The sequence below is a fragment of the Kosakonia sp. S42 genome (assembly GCF_016624785.1).
GTDB lineage: Bacteria > Pseudomonadota > Gammaproteobacteria > Enterobacterales > Enterobacteriaceae > Kosakonia > Kosakonia cowanii.
The window spans coordinates 95,387-118,524 of the sequence record NZ_JACVTW010000002.1 but is presented as its reverse complement, the minus strand read 5'-3'; the positions used below and the strand labels follow the sequence as shown (position 1 = coordinate 118,524).

Here is a 23,138-nt window from a genome sequence, read left to right as displayed (position 1 = left end):
AATTACAGGAACTGATATGAAACTCGCAAGCTTTGTTCACCAGGGTATCCGCAGCTACGGCATCGTCAGCGCGGAAGGCGTCGTCAACCTCGGCCAGCGCCTGGGCGACCGCTACGCCGATTTAAAAGCGCTGCTCGCCGCCGACGATGGGCTGGCGCAGGCCGCGCGCTACAGCGAAGAAGCCGCCGATCTGCGTTTTGATGAGATCGCCTTTCTGCCGGTGATTGATAACCCCGGGAAAATCCTCTGTGTCGGGATGAACTACGCCGAAAAACGCAAAGAGTTCGACCAGCACAACCCGGCGCCGACGCTGTTTGTCCGCTTCGCCGATTCGCAAACCGGCCATAACGCGCCGGTGGTGAAACCGCGCCACTCCAGCGAGTTCGATTACGAAGGCGAACTGGCGGTGATTATCGGTAAAGGCGGGGAGAATATCGCCCGCGAAACGGCCTTAAGCCATGTGGCGGGTTACAGCTGCTATATGGATGGCTCGGCGCGAGACTGGCAGCACAGCTGGTTTACCGCCGGCAAAAACTGGCGGCAGACCGGGGCATTTGGCCCGTGGATGACCACCGCCGATGAGATCCCCGACCCGCACACGCTCGCCATCCGCACCTGGCTCAATGGCCGCATGGTGCAGGATGACACCACCGCCAGCATGATCCACAAAGTCGCTGAGCTTATTGAATACATCAGCACCTTCACCAGCCTGACGCCGGGCGATGTGATCATCACCGGCTCACCGGGCGGCGTCGGGAAAAAACGCACGCCACCGCTGTTTATGAAGGCGGGCGATCGCATCGAAGTAGAGATCGAGAAGATCGGGCATCTCAGCAATGTGATCGTGGAAGCGCCGGAGCAGGCGCTGGCAGCAGCGCACTAAGGACGAAGGCCAACAGATGCACACACGACCCTCCATCGACTTCCGCATTGCGGAAGTCAACGGTAACACGCCAAGGCTTGAGCGCATCCGCTCGCTATTAGCCGACAGCGGATTAGGCATGGACAGCGACATCACGACCTTCGTTGAAGCCTGGTCGGGAGAGCAACTGGTGGGGTGTGCAGGCCTTGCCGCGAACGTCATCAAATGCGTGGCGGTTGATGCGCAGCTTCGCGGCGAAAACCTCAGCGCCCGGCTGCTGGCGGAAGTGGAGAACCTGGCGCTGGCGCGCGGCCACTTCCACCTCTTTCTCTGCACGCGCCCCTGCAACCGGGAGCGCTTTCAGCACAGCGGTTTCTGGCCCATCGTGCAGAGCGGCAATAACGCGGTGCTGATGGAGAACACGCCGTCGGGCATTGAGCGCTACTGCCGCTCGCTGCGGGCAAAGCGGCTGGCGGGTAAGCGCATTGGCGCCATCGTCATGAACGCCAACCCCTTTACCCTTGGCCACCGCCATCTGGTAGAGCAGGCGGCAAAAGCCTGCGATGCCCTGCATCTGTTTGTGGTGCGTGAAGATGCCTCGTTTTTCCCCTTCGCCGCGCGGCTGAAGATGGTGAAAGCGGGCGTAGCGCACCTGGCGAATGTCACGGTGCATGAGGGCTCGCAGTACATCATCTCCCGCGCCACCTTTCCGGCCTACTTCCTGAAAGAGACCGGCAAAGTGCAGCAGGCGTGGAGCGAAATCGACCTGCTGATCTTTCGCAACCACATCGCCCCGGCGCTCGGCATTACCCACCGCTTTATCGGCAGCGAACCCTTTTGCGCGGTGACCCGCCAGTACAACAACACCATGCACCAGATGCTGGCGGGCGCGGTTGAGGTGGTGGAGATCCCGCGTATTAAAGCCGCAGGCACGGCAATTTCGGCGTCCGAAGTGCGCCGTTTATTAAAAACACACCAGTTTTCCCGCATTCGGGAAATCGTACCAGATACCACTTTCGCGCATCTTGAAGCCCATTACAGCGTGGAAGTCGCTTAAAAATCAGGACTGATAACTATGAAAATTGTACGGGAGGCGCTGGCGGGAACCCTCGAATCCAGCGACCTGATGGTGAAAATTGCCCCTACCGACGGTGAACTGGAGGTGGTGGTGCGCAGTGAAGTGATCAAGCAGTTTGGCGATCAGATCCGCCGCGTGGTGAATGAGACACTGCGCGCGATGGAGATCCGCCAGGGCTTAATCATTATTGAAGATAAAGGCGCGCTGGATTGCGTGATCCGCGCCCGTCTGCAAAGCGCCGTGTTGCGCGCCGCAGAAGAGAAGGAGATCGCGTGGGGGACACTGCTGTGAAAAAACTTCGTCGAAGCATGCTGTTTCTGCCGGGCGCTAACGCCGCCATGCTCTCCACCGCCTTTATCTACCGCCCCGATTCAATCATGTTTGACCTCGAAGATGCGGTGGCGCTGCGCGAGAAAGATACCGCGCGCCTGCTGGTCTTTCATGCTCTGCAACATCCGATGTATCAGGATATTGAAACCGTGGTACGCATCAACCCGCTGAATACCCCGTTTGGCCTGCCGGATCTCGAAGCGGTGGTGCGCGCCGGTGTTGATGTGGTTCGTCTGCCGAAAACCGACAGCCCGGAGGATATCTACGAACTTGAGCGCCACCTGGAGCGCATTGAGCTTGCCTGCGGGCGGGAAGTGGGATCAACCCGCGTGATGGCGGCGATTGAGTCGGCGATTGGCGTGATTAACGCTGTGGCAATTGCCCGCAGCTCGCAGCGGCTGATCGGCATTGCGCTGGCGGCCTTCGATTACGTGATGGATATGCAGACCGAGCGCGGCGACGGCACCGAGCTCTTCTATGCCCGCTGTGCGGTGCTGCACGCTGCCCGCGCTGCCGGTATCGACGCTTTCGACGTGGTGTGGTCAGACGTCAATGATGAAGCCGGGTTCCTGCGCGAAGTGGAGCTGGTGCGCAAGATGGGCTTTAACGGCAAATCGCTGATTAACCCGCGCCAGATTGACCTGCTGCATAACGCCTATGCGCCGACGCAGCAGGAGGTCGATCACGCCAAAGTTGTGATTGAAGCGGCAGAGGAGGGGGAGCGTAACGGCCTTGGCGTCGTCTCCCTGAACGGCAAAATGATCGACGCCCCCATTATTAACCATGCGCAGATGGTGCTGGAACGCGCGGCGGCGTCCGGCGTGCGTCGTTAAGGAGAAAACCATGAACCACCAAACTGAGCTGCTTCACGTCAACTTTCCCCATCTGCGTGAATTAAAACCCTTTGATACCGCCCACAGCGCCACACCGTGGCTGGCGGATGATGACGCCAGGCTAAACCGTAAACTCTGCGCCTCACTCGAAGAGGCAATTACGCGCAGCGGCCTGCGCGATGGTATGACCATCTCTTTCCACCACGCCTTTCGCGAAGGCGACCGGGTGATCAACACCGTGGTGGCAACCCTTGCGCGCCTCGGCTTCAAAAACCTGACGCTCGCCTCCAGTTCGCTGATGACCTGTAACGATGAGCTGATTGAGCATATTCAGAGCGGCGTGATCGGCAAAATTTACACCTCCGGCATGCGCGGCAAGCTGGCGGATGCCATCTCCCACGGGCTGATGGCAGAGCCGGTGCAGATCCACTCCCACGGCGGGCGGGTAAAACTGTTGCAGGATGGTGAGCTGAAGATCGATGTCGCCTTTCTCGGCGTGCCGTGCAGCGATGCCTTCGGTAACGCGAACGGTACGCAGGGGAAATCCTGCTGTGGCTCGCTCGGCTACGCGATGGTTGACGCCGAATTTGCCGATAAAGTGGTGCTGCTGACCGAAGAAGTGGTGCCTTTTCCCAATATGCCCGCCAGTCTGAGCCAGGATCGGGTGGATCTGATTGTCCAGGTGGAGAGCGTGGGCGATCCGGCGAAAATCAGCGTCGGCGCCGCGCGTGTTACCAGCAACCCGAGAGAGTTGATGATCGCCCGCTATGCGGCGGATGTGATTGAGCACTCCGGCTACTTCCGCGACGGCTTCTCGATGCAGACCGGCTCCGGTGCGGCATCGACGGCGGCGACCCGCTTTATGGCAGAGAAGATGGCGCGCCACGGCGTCAAAGCCCGTTTCGCCCTCGGCGGCATTACCGGCAGCCTGGTCGAACTGCATGAGAAGGGGCTGATTGAGAAGCTGCTCGATACCCAGTGCTTTGATGGCGAAGCGGCGGCTTCGCTGCGCCGTAATCCCAACCATGTGGAGATCTCGACCAACGTTTACGCCAACCCCGGCGGTAAAGCGGCAAGCTGCGACCAGCTGGATGTGGTGATCCTCAGCGCGCTGGAGATCGATATCGACTTTAACGTCAACGTGATTACCGGTTCGGACGGCGTAATGCGTGGCGCATCCGGCGGCCACTGCGATGTGGCAGCGGCGGCAAATCTGACCATTGTGGTTGCCCCACTGCTGCGCAGCCGCATTCCGACAGTGGTGAAGCGCGTGACCACCCGCCTGACGCCGGGGGAGAGTATTGATGTGCTGGTTACCGACCACGGTATTGCGGTCAACCCGGCGCGCCCGGAAGTCCGCGAACGTTTAGTGGCGGCAGGGCTGAAAGTTGTCGATATCGAGGCGCTCTATCAGCGGGCAATTTCCCTTACCGGCGAGCCAAAACCGATCGCCTTTACCGACCGCATTGTCGGGGTGATTCGCTATCGCGACGGCAGCGTGATTGACGTTGTGCGCCAGGTAAAAGAGGAGGCGTTATGACTACGATGACTCCCGAGCGTACCGGTGTCAGCCTTGAGGCGCTGCTGGCGGCGAAAGAGAACCGCGCCGCGCGCCAGGCTGACTGGCTTCGCCACTATCAACAACCGATTATCTCCCTGACGCTGGTCACCCCGGGCGCGGTGAAAGATACGATGCGCTATCGCAACACTATGGGCGTGGCGTTACAGGCCTGCGATCAGATGCTGTGGCAGCACGGCTGGCAGACGCTTGACCGCCAGGTGCTGTGGCTGCCGACCGGCGCGGAAGCGATGTGGTGCGTGGCTCATCCGGCGGCGGAAATCAAAGCGCAGTGCATTGAGCTGGAGCAGACCCATCCGCTCGGCAGGCTGTGGGATTTTGATATCTTCTGCCCGCAGAACGGTCAGGTGGGCCGCCATTCGCTGGATCGCAGCACCCGTCGCTGTCTGGTGTGCGATGAACCGGCGCACAGCTGCGCCCGCTCCCGCCGTCATCCGCTGGATGAGGTGGTGAGCCGCGTTGAGGGGCTGATCAATGGCTGGTTTACCCGCGACTAAACCTGCCGTGGCGTTTGTGCCTGCGCTGGCGGCGCGGGCGCTGCGGCAGGAGCTGGATCTCACCCCGAAGCCGGGGCTGGTGGACAGGGCAAACAGCGGCGCGCACCGCGATATGGATTACGCGCTGTTTCTCGCCAGTATCGACGCCATTACGCCGTGGTTTGCCCGCTTCGAGCAGGCGGGTTTTGATCATGCCCATCAACCGGCGGCGGCGCAGTTACGGCTGATTCGACCGATGGGGATTGCCTGCGAGCAGGCGATGTTTGCCGCCACCCATGGGGTGAATACCCATAAAGGCGGCATCTTCTCACTCGGGTTGCTGTCGTTTGCCGCCGGGCGGCTGCGGGGGCTGGGTTGGCAACTGAGCGCGGATGCGCTTTGTCACGAGGTGAGCGCGATCTGCCGCGGGCTGGTGGCGCGCGAGCTTGCCGGGCGGGCGCAGGCAATCACGGCCGGTGAAAAGCAGTTTCGCGACTATGGCCTGACCGGCGCGCGCGGCGAGGCGGAGCAGGGGTTTATTACCGTGCGTCGTGCGGTATTGCCCTTCTGGCAGCAGGAGCAGGGGGAGCGCCGTTTGCACAACGCGCTGCTCAGGCTGATGGCTGTTAACCGCGACAGCAATCTGGTGTCACGCGGTGGCCTGGCGGGGCTGCGTTATGTGCAGGATTATGCGCAGCAGCTATTAGCCACCGGATGGGAGAGGGATGATTTACGCCAGATGGACCAGGCGTTGATTGCGCGACATTTAAGCCCCGGCGGCAGCGCCGATCTGCTGGCAGTGGCGTATGTGCTGGCGATGATCCCGTAACTGAAGCTGTTACGTAGGCCGGATAAGGCAACGCCGCCATCCGGCAATGGGTGGAAATGCCGGATGGCGCTGCGCTTATCCGGCCTACAAAATGATACGCATAAAAAACCCGGCGCTCAGGCCGGGTTTTCTGTTTACGCTTTCTGCGTCACGCCAGATGGCTCGCGCACATGCTTGTACTTAAACAGCATCACGAAGGCGACGGCCAGCACCAGCGAGTAACCGGCGAAGATCAGCCACACGGTTTTCCAGTCGGTAAGACCGGCGGTGGTGTACATCTCCACTACTTTGCCGCTCACCATACCGCCGAGGATACAGCCGAAGCCGTTGGTCATCATCAGCAGCATGCCCTGCGCACTGGCGCGGATTTCCGGGCTAACCTCTTTCTCAACAAACACCGAGCCGGAGATGTTGAAGAAGTCGAAGGCGCAACCGTACACGATCATCGACAGCACCAGCAGCACGGTGCCGAACGGCGTTGGGTCGCCATAAGCGAACAGACCAAAGCGCAGCACCCAGGCGAGGATACTGATCATCATCACGTTCTTAATGCCGTAACGGCTCAGGAAGAACGGAATGGCGAGGATAAAGACGGTTTCCGAAATCTGCGAAATCGACATCATTACCGACGCGTGGGTAACGATAAAGCTGTTAGCGAACAGCGGATTCGAGTCGAAGCTGTGCAGGAAGGTGTTGCCGAACATATTGGTGATCTGCAACTCCGCGCCCAGCAGCATAGAGAAGATAAAGAAGATCGCCATACGTTTGTTTTTATACAGCGCAAAGGCGTTCAGGCCGAGCATCTCCACCCAGGTCTGCTTCTGCTTGCTGTTAGCCACCGGAATGTGCGGCAGCGTCAGCGCAATCACGCTCAGCAGCAGCGACAGCGCGGCGCCAATGTAGAGCTGCATATGGCTTAACTCAAAGCCGGAGAAGCTCACCGCCCACATGGCGAGGATAAAGCCGATGGTGCCCCAGATACGAATCGGCGGGAAATCAGTGACGATATCGTGCCCGGCAGATTTAAGTCGGAAATAGGAGATGGAGTTCACCAGGCTCAGCGTCGGCATATAGGCCAGCGAGTTGAGCAGAATAATGGCGAACATCGCGCCCGGCGTAGTGACGCCTGCGGCGATAAACAGCGTGATGGCCCCGACCAGATGACAGAGGGCATAGACCCATTTCGCGCTAAGCCACTTATCGGCGACGATGCCTAAAAGGGTTGGCATAAACAGCGAGGCGATACCAAGGGAGCTGTAGACCGCGCCGACTTCCGCGCCCTGAAATTTCAGGGTCACGATCATATAAGAGCCAAGTGTCGTCAGCCAACTGCCCCACAGGCAGAACTGCAGAAAGATGATCACTTTCAGCTGCAGCTTAAGATTCATGCTTATTTCCTCGCAAAGGAGACGGTTGTCGTTGTAATGGGCAGATATACTGCGATTTGTGGCGGCACTTTATCACTTTGCGGCGGCGTTGTTTGTTACGTACGACAGAAAAATGCAATCTTCGTCTGATTGCATTCTTATTAAGTGATCTTGATCACGCTTTTACGCAACCGATTGCGAGGGCCAGAAGGCGGGCTTATGCCCTTTTACCTGCAAAGGTAAAAGGGCATAAACCACAAGGGGCGTTAATTACGACGGTAGGTTTTCTGCGCGGCGTTCACTTTGTAGAGATAGCGGCGTGACTCAGCAGAAGGGTGGCGCGTGGTAAGCGTTTCATACACATCGCCCGGCGACATGGTATTGATGATATTCGCCGCCTGCACTTTATCCGCCGAGAAGACGCGCAGCACGCTGCCCGCACCGCCGTTATAGGCAGTGATCACCGCATAGCGCCGTGAGGTCGGGTTGCTGATACCGCCAAGATAGACATTGTTCAGCATCGCCAGGTAAGCGGTGCCGGTATCAATATTGCTCTGCGGATCGAAGAGATAACTGCGGTCCGGCGTACCGGATTTACCCTGCGCACGGAAGACATCTTTCCCGGCGCTGTGCTGCACCACCTGCATTAGACCTAGCGCATCGGAGCGGCTCACCGCATAGGGGTTGAAGGAGGATTCCGTCTGCATAATCGCCAGAATCAGCGACTCCTCAACGCCATACTTATGCGACGCTTTGCGCACCATGCCCATATATTTATGCGCACGTTTATCAAGGTGGTTCGGTACCAGATTAATGGTGATGCTGGAGATCACACGGATGCCGCTGGTGCGGGTTTTCAGCCGCGTTTGCAGCAGATAGTCGGCATATTTTTCCGCGCGCCACTGCCAGCGAATCGCTTCGCCGTTGTTGTCCAGCACCTGACCATAGAGGAAAGGCTGTTTGGAGATCGTAATGTCGTCGGTATCGGAGTAGAGATCGATAGAGCCGGGATCGTCGCCCATCAGCAGCGTTTTAACGATCGCCGCGCGCAGGTGCGCCGCCGGATCGGTCGCCGAGATGGTTTCGACAGTAATCGTCCCTTCATCAAAGTTGATGTGGCTTCGCGTCTGGTACTGATCGGTATACTTAACGTAATCCTTTGGGCCTGCGATCAGTACTTCGTTAAAGCCCCATAAATTCTCAATATTGTGGGCGAACTGGCCCATCAAAATGTCAAAACCGTTGGTGTCTTTGATCCAGGCTTCGTTGTAGTCTTCGCCGGATTTATTAGAGCTGGAACAAGAGATCAGCAACGGCGCGATCATCGCTAGCGCTAAAAATTTTTTCATCATTCCGGATGCAGTTGTGTTTGATTACAGCGCCTGAGACGCTCGCGAACCGGCAATGCCTTCCCTGGATTTATGGCACTGCCGGCGGGTTTAAACCACGACGCCTATTTTTTTTCTTGTGGCGTGTAGCCTTCAATGTGCACGTCTTTGCCTTCAAACAGGAAATTGACCATCTCCTCTTCCAGCAATTTGCGGTGCTCGACGTTCATCATGTTGAGTTTCTTCTCATTGATCAGCATCGTCTGCTTCTGCTGCCACTGCTTCCAGGCCTCTTTCGAGATCTCGTTATAAATGCGTTTACCCAGGTCGCCCGGATAGAGCTGGAAGTCTTGCCCTTCCGCTTCGCGTTGCAGGAAGGTACAAAAAATGGTTCTGCTCATAATCATTCCTCTTTTTGCGCGCCGCTAAGATGCCGCTTCGGCGCGTAATTGCTGTATCAGGCGTTCCACCGGAGCCGCCAGACCGACGGATGGCGGTTGCGCTAAGTTATACCAAAGACCTGCACCTTCATCCATGCACGCGGCAACGGAAGACACAGGAAGCCACATCGGCACAATATCGAGGTGGAAATGGCTAAAAGTGTGGCGGAACGCGACAAGTTGGCTGAGAGTATCTGCGTTAATCCCTTTTTGCGCCAGCCAGTCGCGCAGCGCCGCTTCATCGCTAAACTGCGGGAAGCAGAAGAGCCCGCCCCACAGGCCGCTCGGCGGGCGCTGTTCAAGATAAACCGTGCCTTCATGCTCCATCAGCAGCAGATAACCGGTGCGCTCGGGCAGGATCTGCTTCGGCTTTTTACCCGGGTAGCTGCTCCAGCTGTGCGTGGCGTAAGCGATGCAGCCGCTTTGCAGCGGGCAGAGTTCGCACTTCGGTTTTGAGCGGGTGCAGACCATGGCGCCAAGATCCATCATCGCCTGGTTAAAGCGCTCGACGCCTTTCGCCGGTGTTACCTGCTCGCTTATCTCCCACAGCCGTTTCTCCACCTCTTTTTTCCCCGGCCAGCCGGCCACCGCATAACAGCGGGCCAGCACGCGCTTAACGTTGCCATCGAGAATCGGAAAGTGTTTGCCGAGAGATAAAGAGAGAATGGCACCCGCCGTCGAGCGGCCAACGCCTGGCAGCGCGGCGACCTCTTCAAAGGTTTCAGGAAAACGGCCATTGTGCAGCGTGGCGATCTGCTGCGCGGCTTTATGCAGATTGCGTGCGCGGGCGTAGTAACCGAGCCCGGTCCACAGATGCAGCACTTCATCCAGCGGCGCGTTGGCTAAATCAGTCACCGTCGGGAAGCGCGCCATAAAGCGCTCGAAATAGGGGATCACCGTTGTGACCTGGGTTTGTTGCAACATCACTTCTGACAGCCATACTTTGTAGGGCGTCTTTTCAATTTGCCAGGGCAGGGTTTTCCGCCCAAATTTGTCGTACCAGTCCAGAACCTGGGCTGAGAATTGAGACGCTTGCATGGTCACCAGAATCGCTTTATCAGGGGCGAAGATTGCAGCACAGCGGCGTTGCACTGTAAACCGGAACTTTCCGGTGCTTGCATCATGCCATGAACTTTGGATAATGCCCGTTTCCTGAACACTCTCACGAGCAGAAAACTTTATGAATAACGACGTCATTTCACCGGAATTTGATGAAAATGGCCGCCCGCTGCGCCGCATTCGTAGCTTTGTCCGTCGCCAGGGGCGTCTGACGAAGGGTCAGCAGCATGCGCTGGACAATTACTGGCCGGTGATGGGCGTTGAGTTTACCGAACAGCCGCTCGATTTTACCGCCCTGTTTGGTCGCACCGCACCGGTGACGCTGGAGATCGGTTTTGGCATGGGCGCTTCGCTGGTCGAAATGGCGAAAACCCGCCCGGAGCAGGATTTCCTCGGCATTGAAGTACACTCGCCGGGCGTCGGTGCCTGCCTCTCTTCTGCGCACGAAGAGGGCGTCGAGAACCTGCGCGTAATGTGCCATGACGCGGTAGAAGTGCTGCACACGATGATTCCGGATAACTCCTTAAACATGGTGCAACTCTTTTTCCCGGACCCGTGGCATAAAGCGCGTCATAATAAGCGCCGTATTGTGCAGGTACCCTTTGCCGAGCTGGTGAAGAGCAAGCTCAAGCTGGGTGGCGTATTCCATATGGCGACCGACTGGGAAGCCTATGCAGAACATATGCTGGAGGTGATGAACTCCATCGACGGGTATAAGAACCTGTCGGCCAGCAACGACTATGTGCCGCGCCCGGAATCGCGCCCGGTAACGAAATTTGAACAGCGTGGCCATCGTCTTGGTCACGGTGTATGGGACTTAATGTTCGAGAGGGTGAAATAATGGCAAAGAACCGCAGCCGTCGCTTGCGTAAAAAAATGCATATCGACGAATTCCAGGAAGTGGGTTTCTCCGTCGCGTGGCGTTTCCCGGAAGGCACAACGGAAGAGCAGATCGACAGTACCGTTGATAACTTCATCAAGCAGGTGATTGCGCCAAATAAACTGGCGTTTGATGGCAGCGGCTATCTGGCGTGGGAAGGGTTAATCTGCCTGCAAGAGATTGGCAAATGCACCGAAGAGCATCAGGCCCTTGTGCGTAAGTGGCTGGAGGAGCAGAAGCTCGAAGCGGTACGCACCAGCGAACTTTTCGACGTCTGGTGGGACTAAACAAACATAAGGGCCAGCATCTGCTGGCCCATTTTGTCTCTACAGGAGTTAATAGAATGCGTAAAACGCTGCTGGCGGCAACGCTCACCCTTACAGCTTTCGCGGCGCAGGCAGATTATCAGTGCAGCGTCACGCCGCGCGACGATGTGATTATCAGCCCGCAAACCGTGCAGGTGAAGGGCGAAAACGGCAATCTGGTGATCACGCCAGAGGGCAATGTGATGTTTAACGGCAAACAGCCCTCCCTCAGCGCCGCACAGCGCGAGCAGGCAAAAGATTACCAGGCTGAGTTACGCAGCGCCCTGCCGTGGATCGACAACGGCGCGCTGACCCGCGTGGAGAAAAACCGCATTGCGCTGGATAAGATCATCGTCAAAGAGGTGGGGGAGAGCAGCAGCATGCGTAACCGCCTCACCAAACTCGACGCGCAGCTCAAAGAGCAGATGAATCGTATCATCGAGCATCGCAGCGACGGCCTGACGTTCCACTACAAGGCGATTGAACAGGTTCGCGCCGATGGTCAGCAGTTAGTCAACCAGGCGATGGGCGGCATTCTGCAGGACAGCATTAACGAAATGGGCGCGAAAGCGGTGATGAAAAGCGGCGGCAACCCGTTGCAGAATGTGCTCGGCAATCTCGGCGGCTTACAAACCTCTATCCAGAACGAATGGAAAAATCAGGAAGCTGACTTCCAGCAGTTTGGCAAAGATGTCTGCCAGCGCGTGGTTTCTCTCGAAGAGAGCCGCAAAGCGTTAACCTCTTCCCTGAAGTAACTTTCCACAGCGGCTTTTCCTTTCTGCGAACGCCGCTGTTTCAATATCTCTTCATAAATAACCTTCTGGTTTGCGTTGCTTATTTAATACTCTTTTTCCTTAATTATGCTTACCTGGTATATCTCTCTTATTTCTGATAAATGCCTTTCAGTAAAATCAATCTTTATATCTCTATTTTTACCTACCAAATATTGGGGTTTTACTTAAAAAAATAAACGACTTTGACTGGCGAACCGCTATTTACATACTTTCAGAATGTTCTTGTTGATGCTAATATCGCCGCCTCAATTACGGACACCACTCCTGCATAAGCACTCTATGTCATCAATAAACTTACAGCCGCGAAGCGACGCTTCATTTTATGAAGGTTCTGATCTTAATCTCAAAAATAACGAGGTTGATCTGCTTTATCTGTTCAGCCTTTTATGGCGAGGCAAAAAGCTTATTATTGCCACCGTCCTTTTTTTCGCCGTCTGTGGCTTCTTTATTAGCGCATTACTGCCGCAAAAATGGACCAGTCAGGCTGAGATAACACCGGCTGAAAAGATCCAGTGGGCGGAATTGCAGAGAGCGTTGATGACCCTGCAAGTCCTTGATGTGAAAAGTTCTGTTTCGCCGGATGATGTTTACAAACTCTTCCTCAAGAAATTTTCTTCACAATCGTTGAAAGAGGAGTTCCTTGCGACTTCTCCGCTGGTGCTGGGCCAACTGGAACAGAGTAATCTCGATCAGTATGATTTGCGGCGCGCGCTGGCGCTGGTGGCTGGCAACCTCAAACTTACCAACAACGATAAGTCGACAGGTACGACCGACACGCCGTACACCTCATGGTCGCTCAGTTTCACCGCGCCAAAGGCTGTTGAGGCTCAGCAGGTACTGACAGACTATATCAATTTCATTACCGCCAAAGTGGTGAGCGAAACGCTTGAAACCGTGCGTAACGATATTGAGCTGAAGAAAAACGTCGAAAAAAATGTGCTGGAGATGGATCGTACCCGCATTGCGAACGCGCACGAGGCTAAATTAAAGCGCCTGAACTACTCCCTTGAAGTAGCGAATGCCGCGGGCATCAAACGCCCGGTCTACAGCAATGGTCAGGCGGTACAGGATGACCCGGACTTCTCTATCGCGCTCGGCGCCGATGGTATCTCTGAAAAACTGCGTATTGAGCAGTCGATGAAAGATTTTACCGAGCTGAATGCAGACTTCCGTAACCGTGAGTATCATCTGGCGCAACTTGAGAAAGTGAATATTAAAGATGTGGAGTTCTCTCCTTTTAAATATCAACTTTCGCCGTCGTTCCCGATGAAAAAAGATGGTCCGGGTAAAGCGATTATTATCGTGCTGGCGATCGTTCTTGGTGGCATTATCTCCTCTGGCATCGTCTTATTACGCCACGGAATGCACCAACGGAAATTGCTGTAATACCATTCTTTAAATAATCACGCCGCTAAAATAATTAAGGGGGAAATAATATTTCCCCTTATTTTTATCTCTCACTTCACGTTATTCGCTAAGAAACAACTCAAGCAATGAATTGAGAAACAGCTTACCGTGCTCGGTTATCTGCCAGTGCGTTGCGGTCTCGGTCAGATAATTGAGCGCCAGCGCCTGCTCAATTTGCGGGCGGATGGTCGCTTCATCCAGACCGGTATACGCGGAAAACTCTGCCCGCGGCGCCGGTTCCAGCAGGCGGAACCGGTTCATAAAGAACTCGAACGGCTTATCCTGCTCTTCAACATCATGCTGCTTATCAAGGTAATTTCCCTGCATATAGCCGCGTGGATGGCGCGTTTTCGCCGTACGCAAAATGCGCCCGTCCGCGAAGGTCACTTTGCCGTGCGCGCCGCAGCCGATTCCGAGGTAGTCGCCAAAGCGCCAGTAGTTCAGGTTGTGCTGGCACTGATAGCCCGGTTTGGCATAGGCCGAGGTTTCATACTGCTGATAACCGGCAGCCGTCAGGATCTGATGCCCCTGCTCAAAGATATCCCACAGCGCGTCGTCATCCGGCAGCACCGGCGGGCGCGAGCTAAAGAGCGTATTGGGTTCGATGGTGAGCTGATACCACGACAGATGCGGCGGATTTAAAGCGATGGCCTGGCGCAGATCGTCGAGCGCTTCCTCAACGGATTGATCCGGCAAGCCGTGCATTAAATCGAGGTTGAAACTGCGCAGCCCCAGGCCGCTCGCAAGGCGTGCCGCACGTTTAGCTTCTTCCGGGCCGTGAATACGCCCGAGACGCTGCAACTTGGTTTCACTGAAACTCTGCACGCCTATCGAGATACGGTTAACGCCAGCGCGCTGGTAGTCGGCGAAGCGGTCAGCCTCAACGGTGCCGGGGTTCGCCTCCATGGTAATTTCCGCATCACTGGCCAGCGGCAGACGCGCGCGAACGCCATCAAGCAGAGTCTGCATTGCCGGGCCGGAGAGCAGGCTCGGCGTACCGCCGCCGATAAAGATGGTCTTTATTTCCCGTCCCTGGGCGTAGGCGGCATCACCATCCAGATCCGCAAGCAGATGCTGGACATAGTCGTCGTGCGGCACTTCGCCCTTCAGCGCGTGGGAGTTGAAGTCGCAGTAGGGGCACTTCTGCACGCACCAGGGAATGTGGATATAGAGACTCAGAGGCGGCAAATCAGCCATTACGCATTGCTTCCAGTAACAGGGTTAACGCCTGACCGCGATGGGAGAGGGCGCGCTTCTCGTCGCGTGTCAGCTCCGCGGCGGTTTTGCCTTCGGAGGGGACGAAAAAGATAGGATCATAACCAAAGCCGCCGCTGCCCGCAGGCGCGCGGGCAATCACGCCAGGCCAGCTTCCGTGGCACACCAGCGGCGTCGGATCGTCGGCATGGCGCATATAGACCAGCACACAGTGGAACTGCGCCTGGCGCTCGCCGTCCGGCACGTTTTGCAGCGCATCAAGCAGTTTTTCCAGGTTCTGCTGATCGCTGGCTTCAAGGCCTGCGTAGCGTGCGGAGTAGATCCCCGGCGCGCCGCCCAGCGCATCGACTGCCAGCCCCGAATCATCGGCAATGGCGGGTAAGCCAGTCACTTTTGCCGCATGGCGGGCTTTCAGAATGGCATTTTCAATAAAGGTCAGCCCGGTCTCTTCAACGGATTCGACGCCCAGCTCGGTTTGTGCGACCACATCGAGGCCGAAATCATTGAGCAGCGAGGCAAGCTCGCGCACTTTACCGGCGTTACCGGTGGCGAGGACAACTTTTTGCATAGCGGATCCTAATTTATCAGCGCCGCGACTTCTGTCGGGATCTGTTGCGGATGAACGATTTTAATCTGTTTATGGCGGCCCAGTTCGCCCTTTTCGATCAGCACCTGGCTTTTCGCGACGCGGAACTGTTTAGCGAGAAATTTCACCAGGTGCGCATTGGCCTGGCCATCCACCGGCGGGGCGGTGATGGCGACTTTCACTTCGTCGCCATGCAAACCGATAATCGCGTCGCGGCTGGCTTTCGGCTGAATATAAAGCCGTAAAACCAGCCCGTCCTGAGAGGAAACAACGGCACTCATAGTGCCATCCACAGCCCCGGCAGCAGCATATTACCGGTGGATTGCAGCAGTTCGGCAATCCCCATATTGAGCACATAGAGCAGCAGCACGAGGATCATCGGCGAGAAGTCGATGCCGCCCATTGCCGGCAGCAGGTTGCGGATCGGGCGCAGCAGCGGCTCGGTCAGCTGAACCAGTGCGTACTCAACCGGGCTGCGACCCTGGCTGACCCAGCTCATGATTGCCATTACCAGCAGCACCCAGAAAATCATCAGGCCAATGGTTTTGACCAGAATAAGCAGGGCGGATATCCATATAATCGGCTGCAAGGTGACCACCATAAACAGCACGATCGCCTTGATAAAACTCAGCACAAAAGCGACCAGCAGCGAGGCGCTGTCCAGCGGCCCCATCGCCGGGATAATGCGGCGCAGCGGCCCGACAATCGGCTGGGTGGCTTTAACGACAAATTGCGAAAAAGGGTTATAAAAATCACAGCGTGCCCACTGCATCCAGACGCGCAACAGCAGAACCATGGTGTAGAGTTCAATTACTGTTGAGAGCAGGAAAGTCAACGTCTTCATGGCGTTCCTCAGTTTCTCTTACTTTTTTGTGTAATCGCGCGCACCAAAAATAGCGGTACCAATGCGCACCATCGTACTGCCCGCCGCGATGGCTGCGGACATATCATCCGTCATGCCCAACGACAGGGTATCGACCGTTGAATAGCGCGTTTTAAGCGCCTCAAATGCTACAGCCATTTGCCGTGCCACGGCAAACTGCCGTTCATACTCTGCTTCCGGTGCCGGGATCGCCATCAACCCGCGCAGGCAGATGCCCGGCAGTTCAGCGAGTTGCGCGGCAAGCTCATCCAGTTCACTCAGGGCGATACCGGACTTGCTCTGCTCATCGCTGATGTTGATTTGGATAAGAACATTAAGCGGCGCGTGCGTTGCCGGGCGCTGCTCGCTAAGGCGGCTGGCGATGCGCAGACGGTCGACAGTGTGGCACCAGTCGAAGTGCTCCGCTACCAGACGGCTTTTGTTGGACTGCAACGGGCCGATAAAGTGCCACTCCAGCCCGCTGACACCCGCCTGCTGGAAGTGCTGGATCTTCTCCACCCCCTCCTGCACATAGTTTTCACCAAACGCACGCTGTCCGGCGTCGATCGCTTCTGCGACGGCGCTCGCAGGCTTAGTTTTACTCACTGCAAGTAACGTAACTTCTTCTGAAGCCCGGCCGCAGCGTGCCGCCGCGGCGGAGATTTTGTCCCGGACCTGTGCCAGGTTATGCGCGATATCGTTCATGATTCCAGGATGGCGTAATGGATATAGAAGAAATAGTGGCGCTTAGTGTAAAGCATAATGTCTCGGATCTACACCTGTGCAGTGGTTCTCCACCGCGCTGGCGACAGCACGGGAAGCTTACCGCTGCGCCTTTTGAGCAGCCCGACATCAGCGCACTGCTTAGCGGGCAGCTTACCTCCCTGCAACAGCAGCAGTGGCGCGAGTCGAGGCAGGTGGATTTCGCCCTGACCACCGCGAGCGGCAGGCGGCTGCGCGCAGGCGCGTTTGCCCGCCACGGCGGCATCTCATTAGCGCTGCGCCTGTTGCCACAGCGCTGCCCGCAGCTTAGCGAGATCTCTGCTCCGGCGGCGCTGGCCGAACTGCTGGCGCGGGAGAACGGCCTGATCCTCATCACCGGCGCGACCGGTAGCGGTAAATCGACAACCCTTGCGGCGATGGTGCAGCACCTCGATCAGCAGGCCGGGGCGCATATTATTACACTGGAAGATCCCATTGAGTTCGTGCACCAGAGCGGCAACAGCCTGATTCAGCAGCGCGAGATTGGGCAACACTGCGCCTCGTTTGCCGACGGGCTGCGCGCAGCGCTGCGCCAGGATCCGGATGTGATCCTGCTAGGCGAACTGCGCGACAGTGAGACAATCCGCCTGGCGCTGACCGCCGCCGAAACCGGGCATCTGGTGCTGGCGACCCTGCACACGCGCGGCGCGGCGCAGGCCGTCGAGCGGCTGGTGGACAGCTTCCCGGCGCAGGAAAAGGAGCCAGTGCGCAGCCAGCTGGCGGGGAGTTTACAGGCGGTGCTGGCACAGAGGCTGGAGGCGGATAAACAGGGCGGGCGCGTGGCGCTGTTTGAGTTGCTGATTAATACCCCGGCGGTGGCGAACCTGATCCGCGAAGGCAAAACGCACCAACTGCCCGGCGTGATGCAAACCGGGCAGCAGCAGGGGATGCAGACCTTCGCGCAGAGCCACCAGCAGCGGGTGTGCGAAGGGCGTCTTTAGTGAAGATGCAGCGCGTAAACGGCGGGCAGCGCGCCTGCGGTAGCGACGACCTCCAGCCTGATGCTGCTCGCCGTAATGGGGCGGGTGAAACGGTGCTGACAGACGGAGTGGTGATTATCATGCACCTCTGCCAGCAGCCACTCGTCGGCCCACAGGCGATAGTGCGTAATGCAGTGCGGCGTGACGGCGAGAGGGTGTCCCATCTGTACGGACTCCATGGCGTTATCGAAGTCGTTATCCTGCACCAGCGTCAACTGGCTAATCGTCTGCGGGCTCTCCCAGCGCCAGACAATCTCCGGCGCGGCGTCATCCAGCGCCGGGGACCAGGCGTTGATCTGCTGTTCAGGGCGCAGGCGGCCATTGAGCACATTCTGCATGCTCCAGGCGGCAATCGGCGGATCGCAGCGCAGGGCGGGCAGGATCTGCGAAGGGTGGCGGCGAGGCAGCCAGAAGTCGAATTCATCGACGCCGTAATCGCCATCGGCGATCTGGCGGGTATGTTTGGCAACGCGCGCATTAAGGCTGTTAAACACCGTCATGATGCCCGGCAGGCGCGCATCGGTCAGCGCGATCTCAACCTCTTCATGGGCGCCGAAGGCGAGAAAGACGTACTGGTTGCGTTCGCTCTGCCAGTGGAAGGTGACGGTCTGCTCGCTTTCGTCAGCCACGCTCAGCGTCTGCTCTTCAAAGTGGCAATCCGGGGTGAAGTTGCCGGCCCGCACGCTGCCGAGCAGGGAGACCGTCAGCTCCGTTGGCCGCTTTGCCCGCAGCCGCAGGGTGATGGAGGGCACGATATGGCCCGCCGGAACAGGCAGTAGCAGGGCCATCCTCTCTGCCAGCGGATGCCAGTTGCCGTTGGGCGCAAGCGCCGTCAGGCAGTACTCGCTGCTGGCCGTGACGCTGGCACCTGCCGCCGGGTCGTTGAGCCACTGGCGCGGAATATAACAGCCGTTAAGCTGCAACTGCTGTTGCAGCGCGCCGATATGCTCGCGCTGGGCCAGGGCCTGCGGCGTGAGACCGCGCGCATGGCAAAGCGCGGCGGCGCGCCCCACCACCTCGCCGAGCAGGCCGCAGGTACACATTACGCGGGCGCTGCCGAAGGCGACGTGGGACGCGGAGATAATCCGCCCGGTCAGTAGCAGGTTATCCAGCGAGCGGCTGTAGAGGCTGCGAAACGGGATGGTGTAGGTGCCTTTGCTGTGAAACTGACGGCAGCCGTCATGGGTGCTGTAGACGCCGTCCGCCGGGTGCAGATCGATCGACCAGCCGCCGTAGCCCACGGCATCGTAGTGGTCGCGCTGCTCGATAATATCCTGCTGGCTCAGCAGATGGTCGCCAACGAAGCGGCGGCTTTCGCGCTTGCCGGGGATCGCGCCGACCCACTCAATGGTCATCTTTTCCGCTTCCGGGAAGTTGCCAGAGTTTTTGATGTGATCCCACACGCCCCAGACGATCTTCCACAGCTCCCATTTGATCTCTTCGCTCTCATGCACGGTATCAAGACGCCCGCCCCACTCAAGCCACCAGAGATCGCAGCCGTTAAGGGTAGAGGTGAGGCGTTTATAGCGGGGGATGGCGGTAATATCTTTCAGCGCGAAGGAGGGGGGAACAAAGTTAACCGGCCCGTCAGTCTGCTTGGTGTAGAAGTAGATGGAGTGGCCGAGTTTATGGCCAAAGTTGTCGCCGGGTGCCATTTTTTCCCCGAGTTCCTCCGCTTCTTCTGCGCCCTCACGATATTCGGCACCCGCCAGATAGCCGAGCACGCCGTCGCCGGTGGCATCACAAAACTGTGCGCCACTGACGGTATAAAACGTCTCGTTGATTGGGTTAAAGGCTTTTACCTGAGTGATGGTCTGCGCCTCTTTTTCCACCTCAAAGACGGCGGTATTAAGCAGCAGTGTCAGCCCCGGCTGGCTTCTGGCAAGGTCGAGCAGCACCAGGTCAAACATCACCGGGTTGCCCTCTTTGTTGCGCCAGAGGTTCTCCTCCATGATCTCGCCCATAATGCCGCTTTCTCGCGCCCAGCGGTTGTTGTTGCCCATATGCGATGTCGCGCCGTTCGCCCACAGGCGTACTTCGCTGGAGGCGTTGCCGCCGAGCACCGGCCTGTCCTGGATTAGCACGACCTCTAAACCGTCGCGCGCTGCCGCCAGCGCGGCGCAAAGCCCTGCCAGCCCGCCGCCCGCGACGACCAGATCGGCGTGCAGCTGCCGGGTCGGAAAAGCTCTGGCATCGGTGTGAGGAAAGATTTTCATTATCTTGTTTCCTTTTTGACTGACGGTAGAATCGTTTTTTCCAGCCAACTGAAAAGCGAACCCTGCAATGTCTTCTCAACCGAACCAAAGTCTGATTGATGGCATTCGCTGCCTGCAGTACCTCGTCTCCAGCGATCGCGCCATTGGCTGTCGTGAGCTGTCGCGTCTGATGGGCATTAACACCACCCGCGTAAACCGGTTATTGATGACCATGGCCTCTATCGGCCTGACTATGCAGGACGCGCAGCGTCGCTACCTTCCCGGCCCCGGCATTCATGCGCTGGCGGCGCAGGCCATTCGCGGCTCGGCGCTCTTCTCCCACGCGCTGCCGCTGCTTGAACGCTACGCCCCGAAAGATATCGTCGTGGCGATGGGCGTGCTGTGGGAGGATCAGGTGATCTACATCTACCACTCTGAACCCGGTAGCCAGGTGAGCCAGGCGCTGGCCGGTTTCCATATGCTGCCTGCCTGGCAGTCGGTCATCGGCATGTCGCTGCTGGCAGCGGAGAGCGATGAGGCGCTGCAACAGCGCTTTACGTCGGAGCAGTGGCAGCAGCTTGGCCCGCATGTCGCCCAGCAGCGCGCGCAGGGGCACGTGGTGTGGCATCACGACGACGGCGAAGTGTCGATGGCGAAACCTCTTGGCGCCCACTCAGCCGCGCTCGCGTTTGCCGGTCTGTGGCAGGTTGACGATGCGGTGGTTGAGATGCGCTTAGACGCCCTGCACGAACTGGCCCAGCGCTTAACTGAGAAATCCTGATAGCCGTTAATGTTTCTTTTATAGAAACATTAGCGAGAATGCAAAAGCGGGGCTGGAAAGTGTGAGAAGGATCGGCAGAAAGCCGCGACGCGATCGCGGCTAACAGAAAAGAGAGGGGAAAACGGACAGGCTTACGGGTGCAGTTCGAAGTAGCTTTCGAGAATAATCACCGCCGACGCTGAGTCGACGCTGCCTTTATCAAGGGCGCGAAATCCGCCGCGTTCAAACAGCCCGGATCGCGCTTCAACGGTGCTTAACCGTTCATCATGCAGGATCACTTTTGCGCCAAAACGGCCGTGGATTTTATTGGCGAAGTTGCGGGCGCGGGCGGTGAGCAACTGCTCGGTGCCATCCATATTGAGCGGCAAACCAACCACCACCGCCTCGGGCTGCCACTCTTTGAGCAGGTTTTCGATCCGCTTCCACTCCGGCGTGCCGTCCTGCGCTTTCAGCGCCGTTAGCGCGCGCGCCGTCCCGGTAATGCGCTGCCCGATGGCAACGCCAATGCTTTTGGTGCCAAAATCAAACGCCAGCAGTGTGCCGCTCATCAGGCGTGCCCCGCGACGCCCGGCATGGTCGAAATATCGATGCCGATAAGCTTTGCCGCTTCGCGCCAGCGATCGGCGATGGGCGTTTTGAACAGGATATTGAGATCCGCCGGCGCGGTAAGCCACGCGTTATCAAGGATCTCCTCCTCAAGCTGCCCCTTATCCCACGACGAGTAGCCCAGCGCGACCATCACCTCAGCGGGTTGTTCGCCGGTGCCGAGCGTCTCCAGCACGTCACGCGAGGTGGTGACCACGGTGTTGTCCGAGACGCGAATGCTGGAGGCAAAACCGCCTGGTGGGGTGTGCAGGATAAAGCCGCGATCTTCCGCCAGCGGGCCGCCGAGCAGCACCGGTTTATCAAGACGGATCGCCGGGTCGCGTTCAACGGCCTCGATTTTCAGTTTTTCAAGCACGCCCTCTACCGTCAGGTTTTCCAGCGGCTTATTGATAATAAGCCCCATCGCCCCTTCCTCGCTGTGCTCGCAGATATAGACAACGGAGCGCCGGAAGAGGGGATCCTGGAGAGCAGGCATGGCAATAAGAAAGTGATGCTGTAAATTCATTGTCAGAGGTTCTGTTCCTGGTTCAAAAAAGCGACAACGTAGTATGGGGGGAAAGCAGGATGCTGTCACGAGATAAAGCGGGAAGGGCGCGGGCTCTCGCTCGCACCCTGTGTGGCACTTATTTAGCCAGACGTTTTTCGATAGCGTCCATCAGCATACCGGTGATGGAGACCGGGAATTCGGCTTCGATTTCACGGATGCATGTCGGGCTGGTGACGTTAATTTCAGTCAGGCGATCGCCGATGATATCGAGACCGACAAAGATAAGCCCTTTGGCTTTCAGCACCGGCGCGACTTTACGCGCGATCGCCCAGTCGCTCTCGGTCAGCGGACGCGGTTCGCCGCGACCACCGGCCGCCAGGTTGCCACGGGTTTCACCGCCCTGCGGCACGCGCGCCAGGCAGTAAGGCACCGGTTCGCCATCGACTACCAGCACACGTTTGTCGCCCTCTTTAATAGCAGGCAGATAGTTCTGCGCCATGCAGTAGCGCGTGCCCAGTTCGGTCAGGGTTTCGGTAATAACCGAGAGGTTCGGGTCGCCCTCTTTGACGCGGAAAATCGAGGTGCCGCCCATGCCGTCCAGCGGCTTGAGAATAATGTCGGTGTGCTTCTGCCAGAAGGCTTTCAGCCGTGCTTTATCGCGCGTTACCAGCGTTTCCGGCGTCAGGTCCGGGAACCAGGCGGTGAAGAGCTTTTCATTACAGTCGCGCAGGCTCTGCGGTTTGTTAACGATCAGCGTGCCTTTCTCTTCCGCGCGCTCAAGGATATAGGTCGCGTAGATATACTCGGTGTCGAACGGCGGATCTTTACGCATCAGTACGGTGTCGAGATCGGCCAGCGCAATATCCTGCTCGCTGCCAAATTCATACCATTTGTCGTAGTTCTGCTCGACGGAGAGGGTACGCGTGCGGGCGCGGGCTTCACCGTTAATCAGATAGAGATCGGCCATCTCCATGTAGTGCAGCTCGTAGCCGCGGCGCTGTGCTTCCAGCAGCATGGCAAAGCTGGAGTCTTTCTTGATGTTAATGTCCGCGATGGGATCCATCACGATGCCGAGCTTAATCATTCTGCTTCTCCTT

26 protein-coding genes are annotated in these 23,138 nt (G+C 57.7%); 13 read left to right on the top strand and 13 right to left on the bottom strand.

The features are described 5' to 3' along the window. Positions 1–16 precede the first annotated feature (16 nt). From IAE50_RS04035 to citG, 7 genes are read left to right on the top strand one after another with little or no spacing between them, the layout of a single operon-like run. Positions 17–883 (top strand): fumarylacetoacetate hydrolase family protein, encoded by an 867-nt coding sequence (locus IAE50_RS04035; protein ID WP_076769195.1) that lies wholly within the window; start codon positions 17–19, stop codon positions 881–883. 16 nt (positions 884–899) lie between these two features. Further along, complete coding sequence (gene citC, locus IAE50_RS04030; protein ID WP_042716828.1) at positions 900–1,919, top strand: [citrate (pro-3S)-lyase] ligase; 1,020 nt, start codon at positions 900–902, stop codon at positions 1,917–1,919. 18 nt (positions 1,920–1,937) lie between these two features. Beyond that, positions 1,938–2,231 carry a citrate lyase acyl carrier protein gene (gene citD, locus IAE50_RS04025; RefSeq protein WP_042716827.1) on the top strand — a complete coding sequence of 98 codons (294 nt, stop codon included), beginning with the start codon at positions 1,938–1,940 and terminating at the stop codon, positions 2,229–2,231. Next, positions 2,228–3,103, top strand: coding sequence for a citrate (pro-3S)-lyase subunit beta (citE, locus tag IAE50_RS04020; RefSeq protein ID WP_023481022.1), 876 nt, complete (start codon positions 2,228–2,230; stop codon positions 3,101–3,103). Before citD ends, citE begins: the two co-directional genes overlap by 4 nt. A 10-nt stretch (positions 3,104–3,113) precedes the next feature. Then, the gene (gene citF, locus IAE50_RS04015; RefSeq protein WP_200579625.1) at positions 3,114–4,643 is read left to right on the top strand and encodes a citrate lyase subunit alpha; all 1,530 of its coding nucleotides are present in this window, start codon (positions 3,114–3,116) and stop codon (positions 4,641–4,643) included. Beyond that, positions 4,640–5,179, top strand: a complete 540-nt coding sequence (gene citX / locus IAE50_RS04010; RefSeq protein ID WP_200579624.1) for a citrate lyase holo-[acyl-carrier protein] synthase — start codon at positions 4,640–4,642, stop codon at positions 5,177–5,179. Before citF ends, citX begins: the two co-directional genes overlap by 4 nt. Further along, entirely contained in the window at positions 5,157–5,987 is an 831-nt protein-coding gene (gene citG, locus IAE50_RS04005; protein ID WP_200579623.1) for a triphosphoribosyl-dephospho-CoA synthase CitG, read from the top strand. Before citX ends, citG begins: the two co-directional genes overlap by 23 nt. Positions 5,988–6,121: 134 nt before the next feature. Here the strand turns inward: citG and IAE50_RS04000 are convergent, their stop codons facing one another. From IAE50_RS04000 to mutY, 4 genes are all read right to left on the bottom strand, one after another. Continuing rightward, positions 6,122–7,375: a nucleoside permease gene (locus tag IAE50_RS04000; RefSeq protein ID WP_076769192.1), complete on the bottom strand. Its 1,254-nt coding sequence runs from the start codon at positions 7,373–7,375 to the stop codon at positions 6,122–6,124. 245 nt (positions 7,376–7,620) lie between these two features. Next, the gene (gene mltC, locus IAE50_RS03995; RefSeq protein ID WP_042713600.1) at positions 7,621–8,703 is read right to left on the bottom strand and encodes a membrane-bound lytic murein transglycosylase MltC; all 1,083 of its coding nucleotides are present in this window, start codon (positions 8,701–8,703) and stop codon (positions 7,621–7,623) included. Positions 8,704–8,807: 104 nt separating this feature from the next. Further along, positions 8,808–9,083 carry an oxidative damage protection protein gene (locus IAE50_RS03990; RefSeq protein ID WP_020455176.1) on the bottom strand — a complete coding sequence of 92 codons (276 nt, stop codon included), beginning with the start codon at positions 9,081–9,083 and terminating at the stop codon, positions 8,808–8,810. Between the two features lie 24 nt (positions 9,084–9,107). After that, positions 9,108–10,160: an A/G-specific adenine glycosylase gene (gene mutY, locus IAE50_RS03985; RefSeq protein WP_200579622.1), complete on the bottom strand. Its 1,053-nt coding sequence runs from the start codon at positions 10,158–10,160 to the stop codon at positions 9,108–9,110. A gap of 142 nt (positions 10,161–10,302) precedes the next feature. Between mutY and trmB the strand changes: the two genes are divergently transcribed. From trmB to wzz(fepE), 4 genes are all read left to right on the top strand, one after another. After that, positions 10,303–11,022, top strand: coding sequence for a tRNA (guanosine(46)-N7)-methyltransferase TrmB (trmB, locus tag IAE50_RS03980; protein ID WP_200579621.1), 720 nt, complete (start codon positions 10,303–10,305; stop codon positions 11,020–11,022). Further along, positions 11,022–11,348: a YggL family protein gene (locus IAE50_RS03975; protein ID WP_023480838.1), complete on the top strand. Its 327-nt coding sequence runs from the start codon at positions 11,022–11,024 to the stop codon at positions 11,346–11,348. The genes trmB and IAE50_RS03975 overlap by 1 nt, the downstream gene beginning before the upstream one ends. Before the next feature lie 56 nt (positions 11,349–11,404). Then, positions 11,405–12,121: a DUF2884 domain-containing protein gene (locus IAE50_RS03970; RefSeq protein ID WP_023480977.1), complete on the top strand. Its 717-nt coding sequence runs from the start codon at positions 11,405–11,407 to the stop codon at positions 12,119–12,121. Between the two features lie 318 nt (positions 12,122–12,439). Further along, positions 12,440–13,546, top strand: a complete 1,107-nt coding sequence (gene wzz(fepE) / locus IAE50_RS03965) for an LPS O-antigen length regulator Wzz(fepE) (RefSeq protein ID WP_139965875.1) — start codon at positions 12,440–12,442, stop codon at positions 13,544–13,546. A gap of 81 nt (positions 13,547–13,627) precedes the next feature. Here the strand turns inward: wzz(fepE) and hemW are convergent, their stop codons facing one another. Genes hemW through IAE50_RS03940 form a run of 5 tightly spaced genes read right to left on the bottom strand, consistent with a single transcriptional unit; the run spans position 13,628 to position 16,935 of the window. Further along, positions 13,628–14,764 carry a radical SAM family heme chaperone HemW gene (hemW, locus tag IAE50_RS03960; RefSeq protein WP_200134935.1) on the bottom strand — a complete coding sequence of 379 codons (1,137 nt, stop codon included), beginning with the start codon at positions 14,762–14,764 and terminating at the stop codon, positions 13,628–13,630. Continuing rightward, positions 14,757–15,350, bottom strand: a complete 594-nt coding sequence (locus IAE50_RS03955; protein ID WP_200134936.1) for an XTP/dITP diphosphatase — start codon at positions 15,348–15,350, stop codon at positions 14,757–14,759. Before IAE50_RS03955 ends, hemW begins: the two co-directional genes overlap by 8 nt. Positions 15,351–15,358: 8 nt before the next feature. Continuing rightward, positions 15,359–15,649, bottom strand: coding sequence for a DUF167 family protein YggU (yggU, locus tag IAE50_RS03950; protein WP_042713571.1), 291 nt, complete (start codon positions 15,647–15,649; stop codon positions 15,359–15,361). Next, complete coding sequence (locus tag IAE50_RS03945; protein WP_094422044.1) at positions 15,646–16,212, bottom strand: YggT family protein; 567 nt, start codon at positions 16,210–16,212, stop codon at positions 15,646–15,648. Before IAE50_RS03945 ends, yggU begins: the two co-directional genes overlap by 4 nt. An 18-nt stretch (positions 16,213–16,230) precedes the next feature. Then, the gene (locus IAE50_RS03940; protein ID WP_200579620.1) at positions 16,231–16,935 is read right to left on the bottom strand and encodes a YggS family pyridoxal phosphate-dependent enzyme; all 705 of its coding nucleotides are present in this window, start codon (positions 16,933–16,935) and stop codon (positions 16,231–16,233) included. 17 nt (positions 16,936–16,952) lie between these two features. Here IAE50_RS03940 and IAE50_RS03935 point away from each other — a divergent pair, with 17 nt between their 5' ends. Beyond that, positions 16,953–17,933, top strand: coding sequence for a type IV pilus twitching motility protein PilT (locus IAE50_RS03935; RefSeq protein ID WP_200579619.1), 981 nt, complete (start codon positions 16,953–16,955; stop codon positions 17,931–17,933). Here the strand turns inward: IAE50_RS03935 and IAE50_RS03930 are convergent. Then, the gene (locus tag IAE50_RS03930; protein WP_200579618.1) at positions 17,930–20,188 is read right to left on the bottom strand and encodes an FAD-dependent oxidoreductase; all 2,259 of its coding nucleotides are present in this window, start codon (positions 20,186–20,188) and stop codon (positions 17,930–17,932) included. The genes IAE50_RS03935 and IAE50_RS03930 overlap by 4 nt on opposite strands. A gap of 67 nt (positions 20,189–20,255) precedes the next feature. Here IAE50_RS03930 and IAE50_RS03925 point away from each other — a divergent pair, with 67 nt between their 5' ends. Further along, complete coding sequence (locus tag IAE50_RS03925; protein WP_200579617.1) at positions 20,256–20,948, top strand: IclR family transcriptional regulator; 693 nt, start codon at positions 20,256–20,258, stop codon at positions 20,946–20,948. A gap of 131 nt (positions 20,949–21,079) precedes the next feature. On the opposite strand, the gene ruvX is transcribed toward IAE50_RS03925, so the two are convergent. The 3 genes from ruvX to gshB form a co-directional block, all read right to left on the bottom strand. Continuing rightward, complete coding sequence (gene ruvX, locus IAE50_RS03920; protein ID WP_023480823.1) at positions 21,080–21,496, bottom strand: Holliday junction resolvase RuvX; 417 nt, start codon at positions 21,494–21,496, stop codon at positions 21,080–21,082. Next, positions 21,496–22,059 carry a YqgE/AlgH family protein gene (locus IAE50_RS03915; protein ID WP_023480870.1) on the bottom strand — a complete coding sequence of 188 codons (564 nt, stop codon included), beginning with the start codon at positions 22,057–22,059 and terminating at the stop codon, positions 21,496–21,498. Before IAE50_RS03915 ends, ruvX begins: the two co-directional genes overlap by 1 nt. A gap of 118 nt (positions 22,060–22,177) precedes the next feature. Continuing rightward, a complete protein-coding gene (gshB, locus tag IAE50_RS03910; RefSeq protein ID WP_042713582.1) occupies positions 22,178–23,125 on the bottom strand; it encodes a glutathione synthase in 948 nt (315 codons plus the stop codon). Between the last annotated feature and the right edge of the window lie 13 nt (positions 23,126–23,138).

Bases quoted from the DNA above. Each gene is read 5' to 3' on its own strand.
- IAE50_RS04035 (WP_076769195.1), top strand. From the start codon at position 17: ATGAAACTCGCAAGCTTTGTTCACCAGGGTATCCGCAGCTACGGCATC.
- citC (WP_042716828.1), top strand. From the start codon at position 900: ATGCACACACGACCCTCCATCGACTTCCGCATTGCGGAAGTCAACGGT.
- citD (WP_042716827.1), top strand. From the start codon at position 1,938: ATGAAAATTGTACGGGAGGCGCTGGCGGGAACCCTCGAATCCAGCGAC.
- citF (WP_200579625.1), top strand. From the start codon at position 3,114: ATGAACCACCAAACTGAGCTGCTTCACGTCAACTTTCCCCATCTGCGT.
- citX (WP_200579624.1), top strand. From the start codon at position 4,640: ATGACTACGATGACTCCCGAGCGTACCGGTGTCAGCCTTGAGGCGCTG.
- citG (WP_200579623.1), top strand. From the start codon at position 5,157: ATGGCTGGTTTACCCGCGACTAAACCTGCCGTGGCGTTTGTGCCTGCG.
- IAE50_RS04000 (WP_076769192.1), bottom strand. From the start codon at position 7,375: ATGAATCTTAAGCTGCAGCTGAAAGTGATCATCTTTCTGCAGTTCTGC.
- mltC (WP_042713600.1), bottom strand. From the start codon at position 8,703: ATGAAAAAATTTTTAGCGCTAGCGATGATCGCGCCGTTGCTGATCTCT.
- IAE50_RS03990 (WP_020455176.1), bottom strand. From the start codon at position 9,083: ATGAGCAGAACCATTTTTTGTACCTTCCTGCAACGCGAAGCGGAAGGG.
- mutY (WP_200579622.1), bottom strand. From the start codon at position 10,160: ATGCAAGCGTCTCAATTCTCAGCCCAGGTTCTGGACTGGTACGACAAA.
- trmB (WP_200579621.1), top strand. From the start codon at position 10,303: ATGAATAACGACGTCATTTCACCGGAATTTGATGAAAATGGCCGCCCG.
- IAE50_RS03975 (WP_023480838.1), top strand. From the start codon at position 11,022: ATGGCAAAGAACCGCAGCCGTCGCTTGCGTAAAAAAATGCATATCGAC.
- IAE50_RS03970 (WP_023480977.1), top strand. From the start codon at position 11,405: ATGCGTAAAACGCTGCTGGCGGCAACGCTCACCCTTACAGCTTTCGCG.
- hemW (WP_200134935.1), bottom strand. From the start codon at position 14,764: ATGGCTGATTTGCCGCCTCTGAGTCTCTATATCCACATTCCCTGGTGC.
- IAE50_RS03955 (WP_200134936.1), bottom strand. From the start codon at position 15,350: ATGCAAAAAGTTGTCCTCGCCACCGGTAACGCCGGTAAAGTGCGCGAG.
- yggU (WP_042713571.1), bottom strand. From the start codon at position 15,649: ATGAGTGCCGTTGTTTCCTCTCAGGACGGGCTGGTTTTACGGCTTTAT.
- IAE50_RS03945 (WP_094422044.1), bottom strand. From the start codon at position 16,212: ATGAAGACGTTGACTTTCCTGCTCTCAACAGTAATTGAACTCTACACC.
- IAE50_RS03940 (WP_200579620.1), bottom strand. From the start codon at position 16,935: ATGAACGATATCGCGCATAACCTGGCACAGGTCCGGGACAAAATCTCC.
- IAE50_RS03935 (WP_200579619.1), top strand. From the start codon at position 16,953: ATGGATATAGAAGAAATAGTGGCGCTTAGTGTAAAGCATAATGTCTCG.
- IAE50_RS03930 (WP_200579618.1), bottom strand. From the start codon at position 20,188: ATGAAAATCTTTCCTCACACCGATGCCAGAGCTTTTCCGACCCGGCAG.
- IAE50_RS03925 (WP_200579617.1), top strand. From the start codon at position 20,256: ATGTCTTCTCAACCGAACCAAAGTCTGATTGATGGCATTCGCTGCCTG.
- ruvX (WP_023480823.1), bottom strand. From the start codon at position 21,496: ATGAGCGGCACACTGCTGGCGTTTGATTTTGGCACCAAAAGCATTGGC.
- IAE50_RS03915 (WP_023480870.1), bottom strand. From the start codon at position 22,059: ATGAATTTACAGCATCACTTTCTTATTGCCATGCCTGCTCTCCAGGAT.
- gshB (WP_042713582.1), bottom strand. From the start codon at position 23,125: ATGATTAAGCTCGGCATCGTGATGGATCCCATCGCGGACATTAACATC.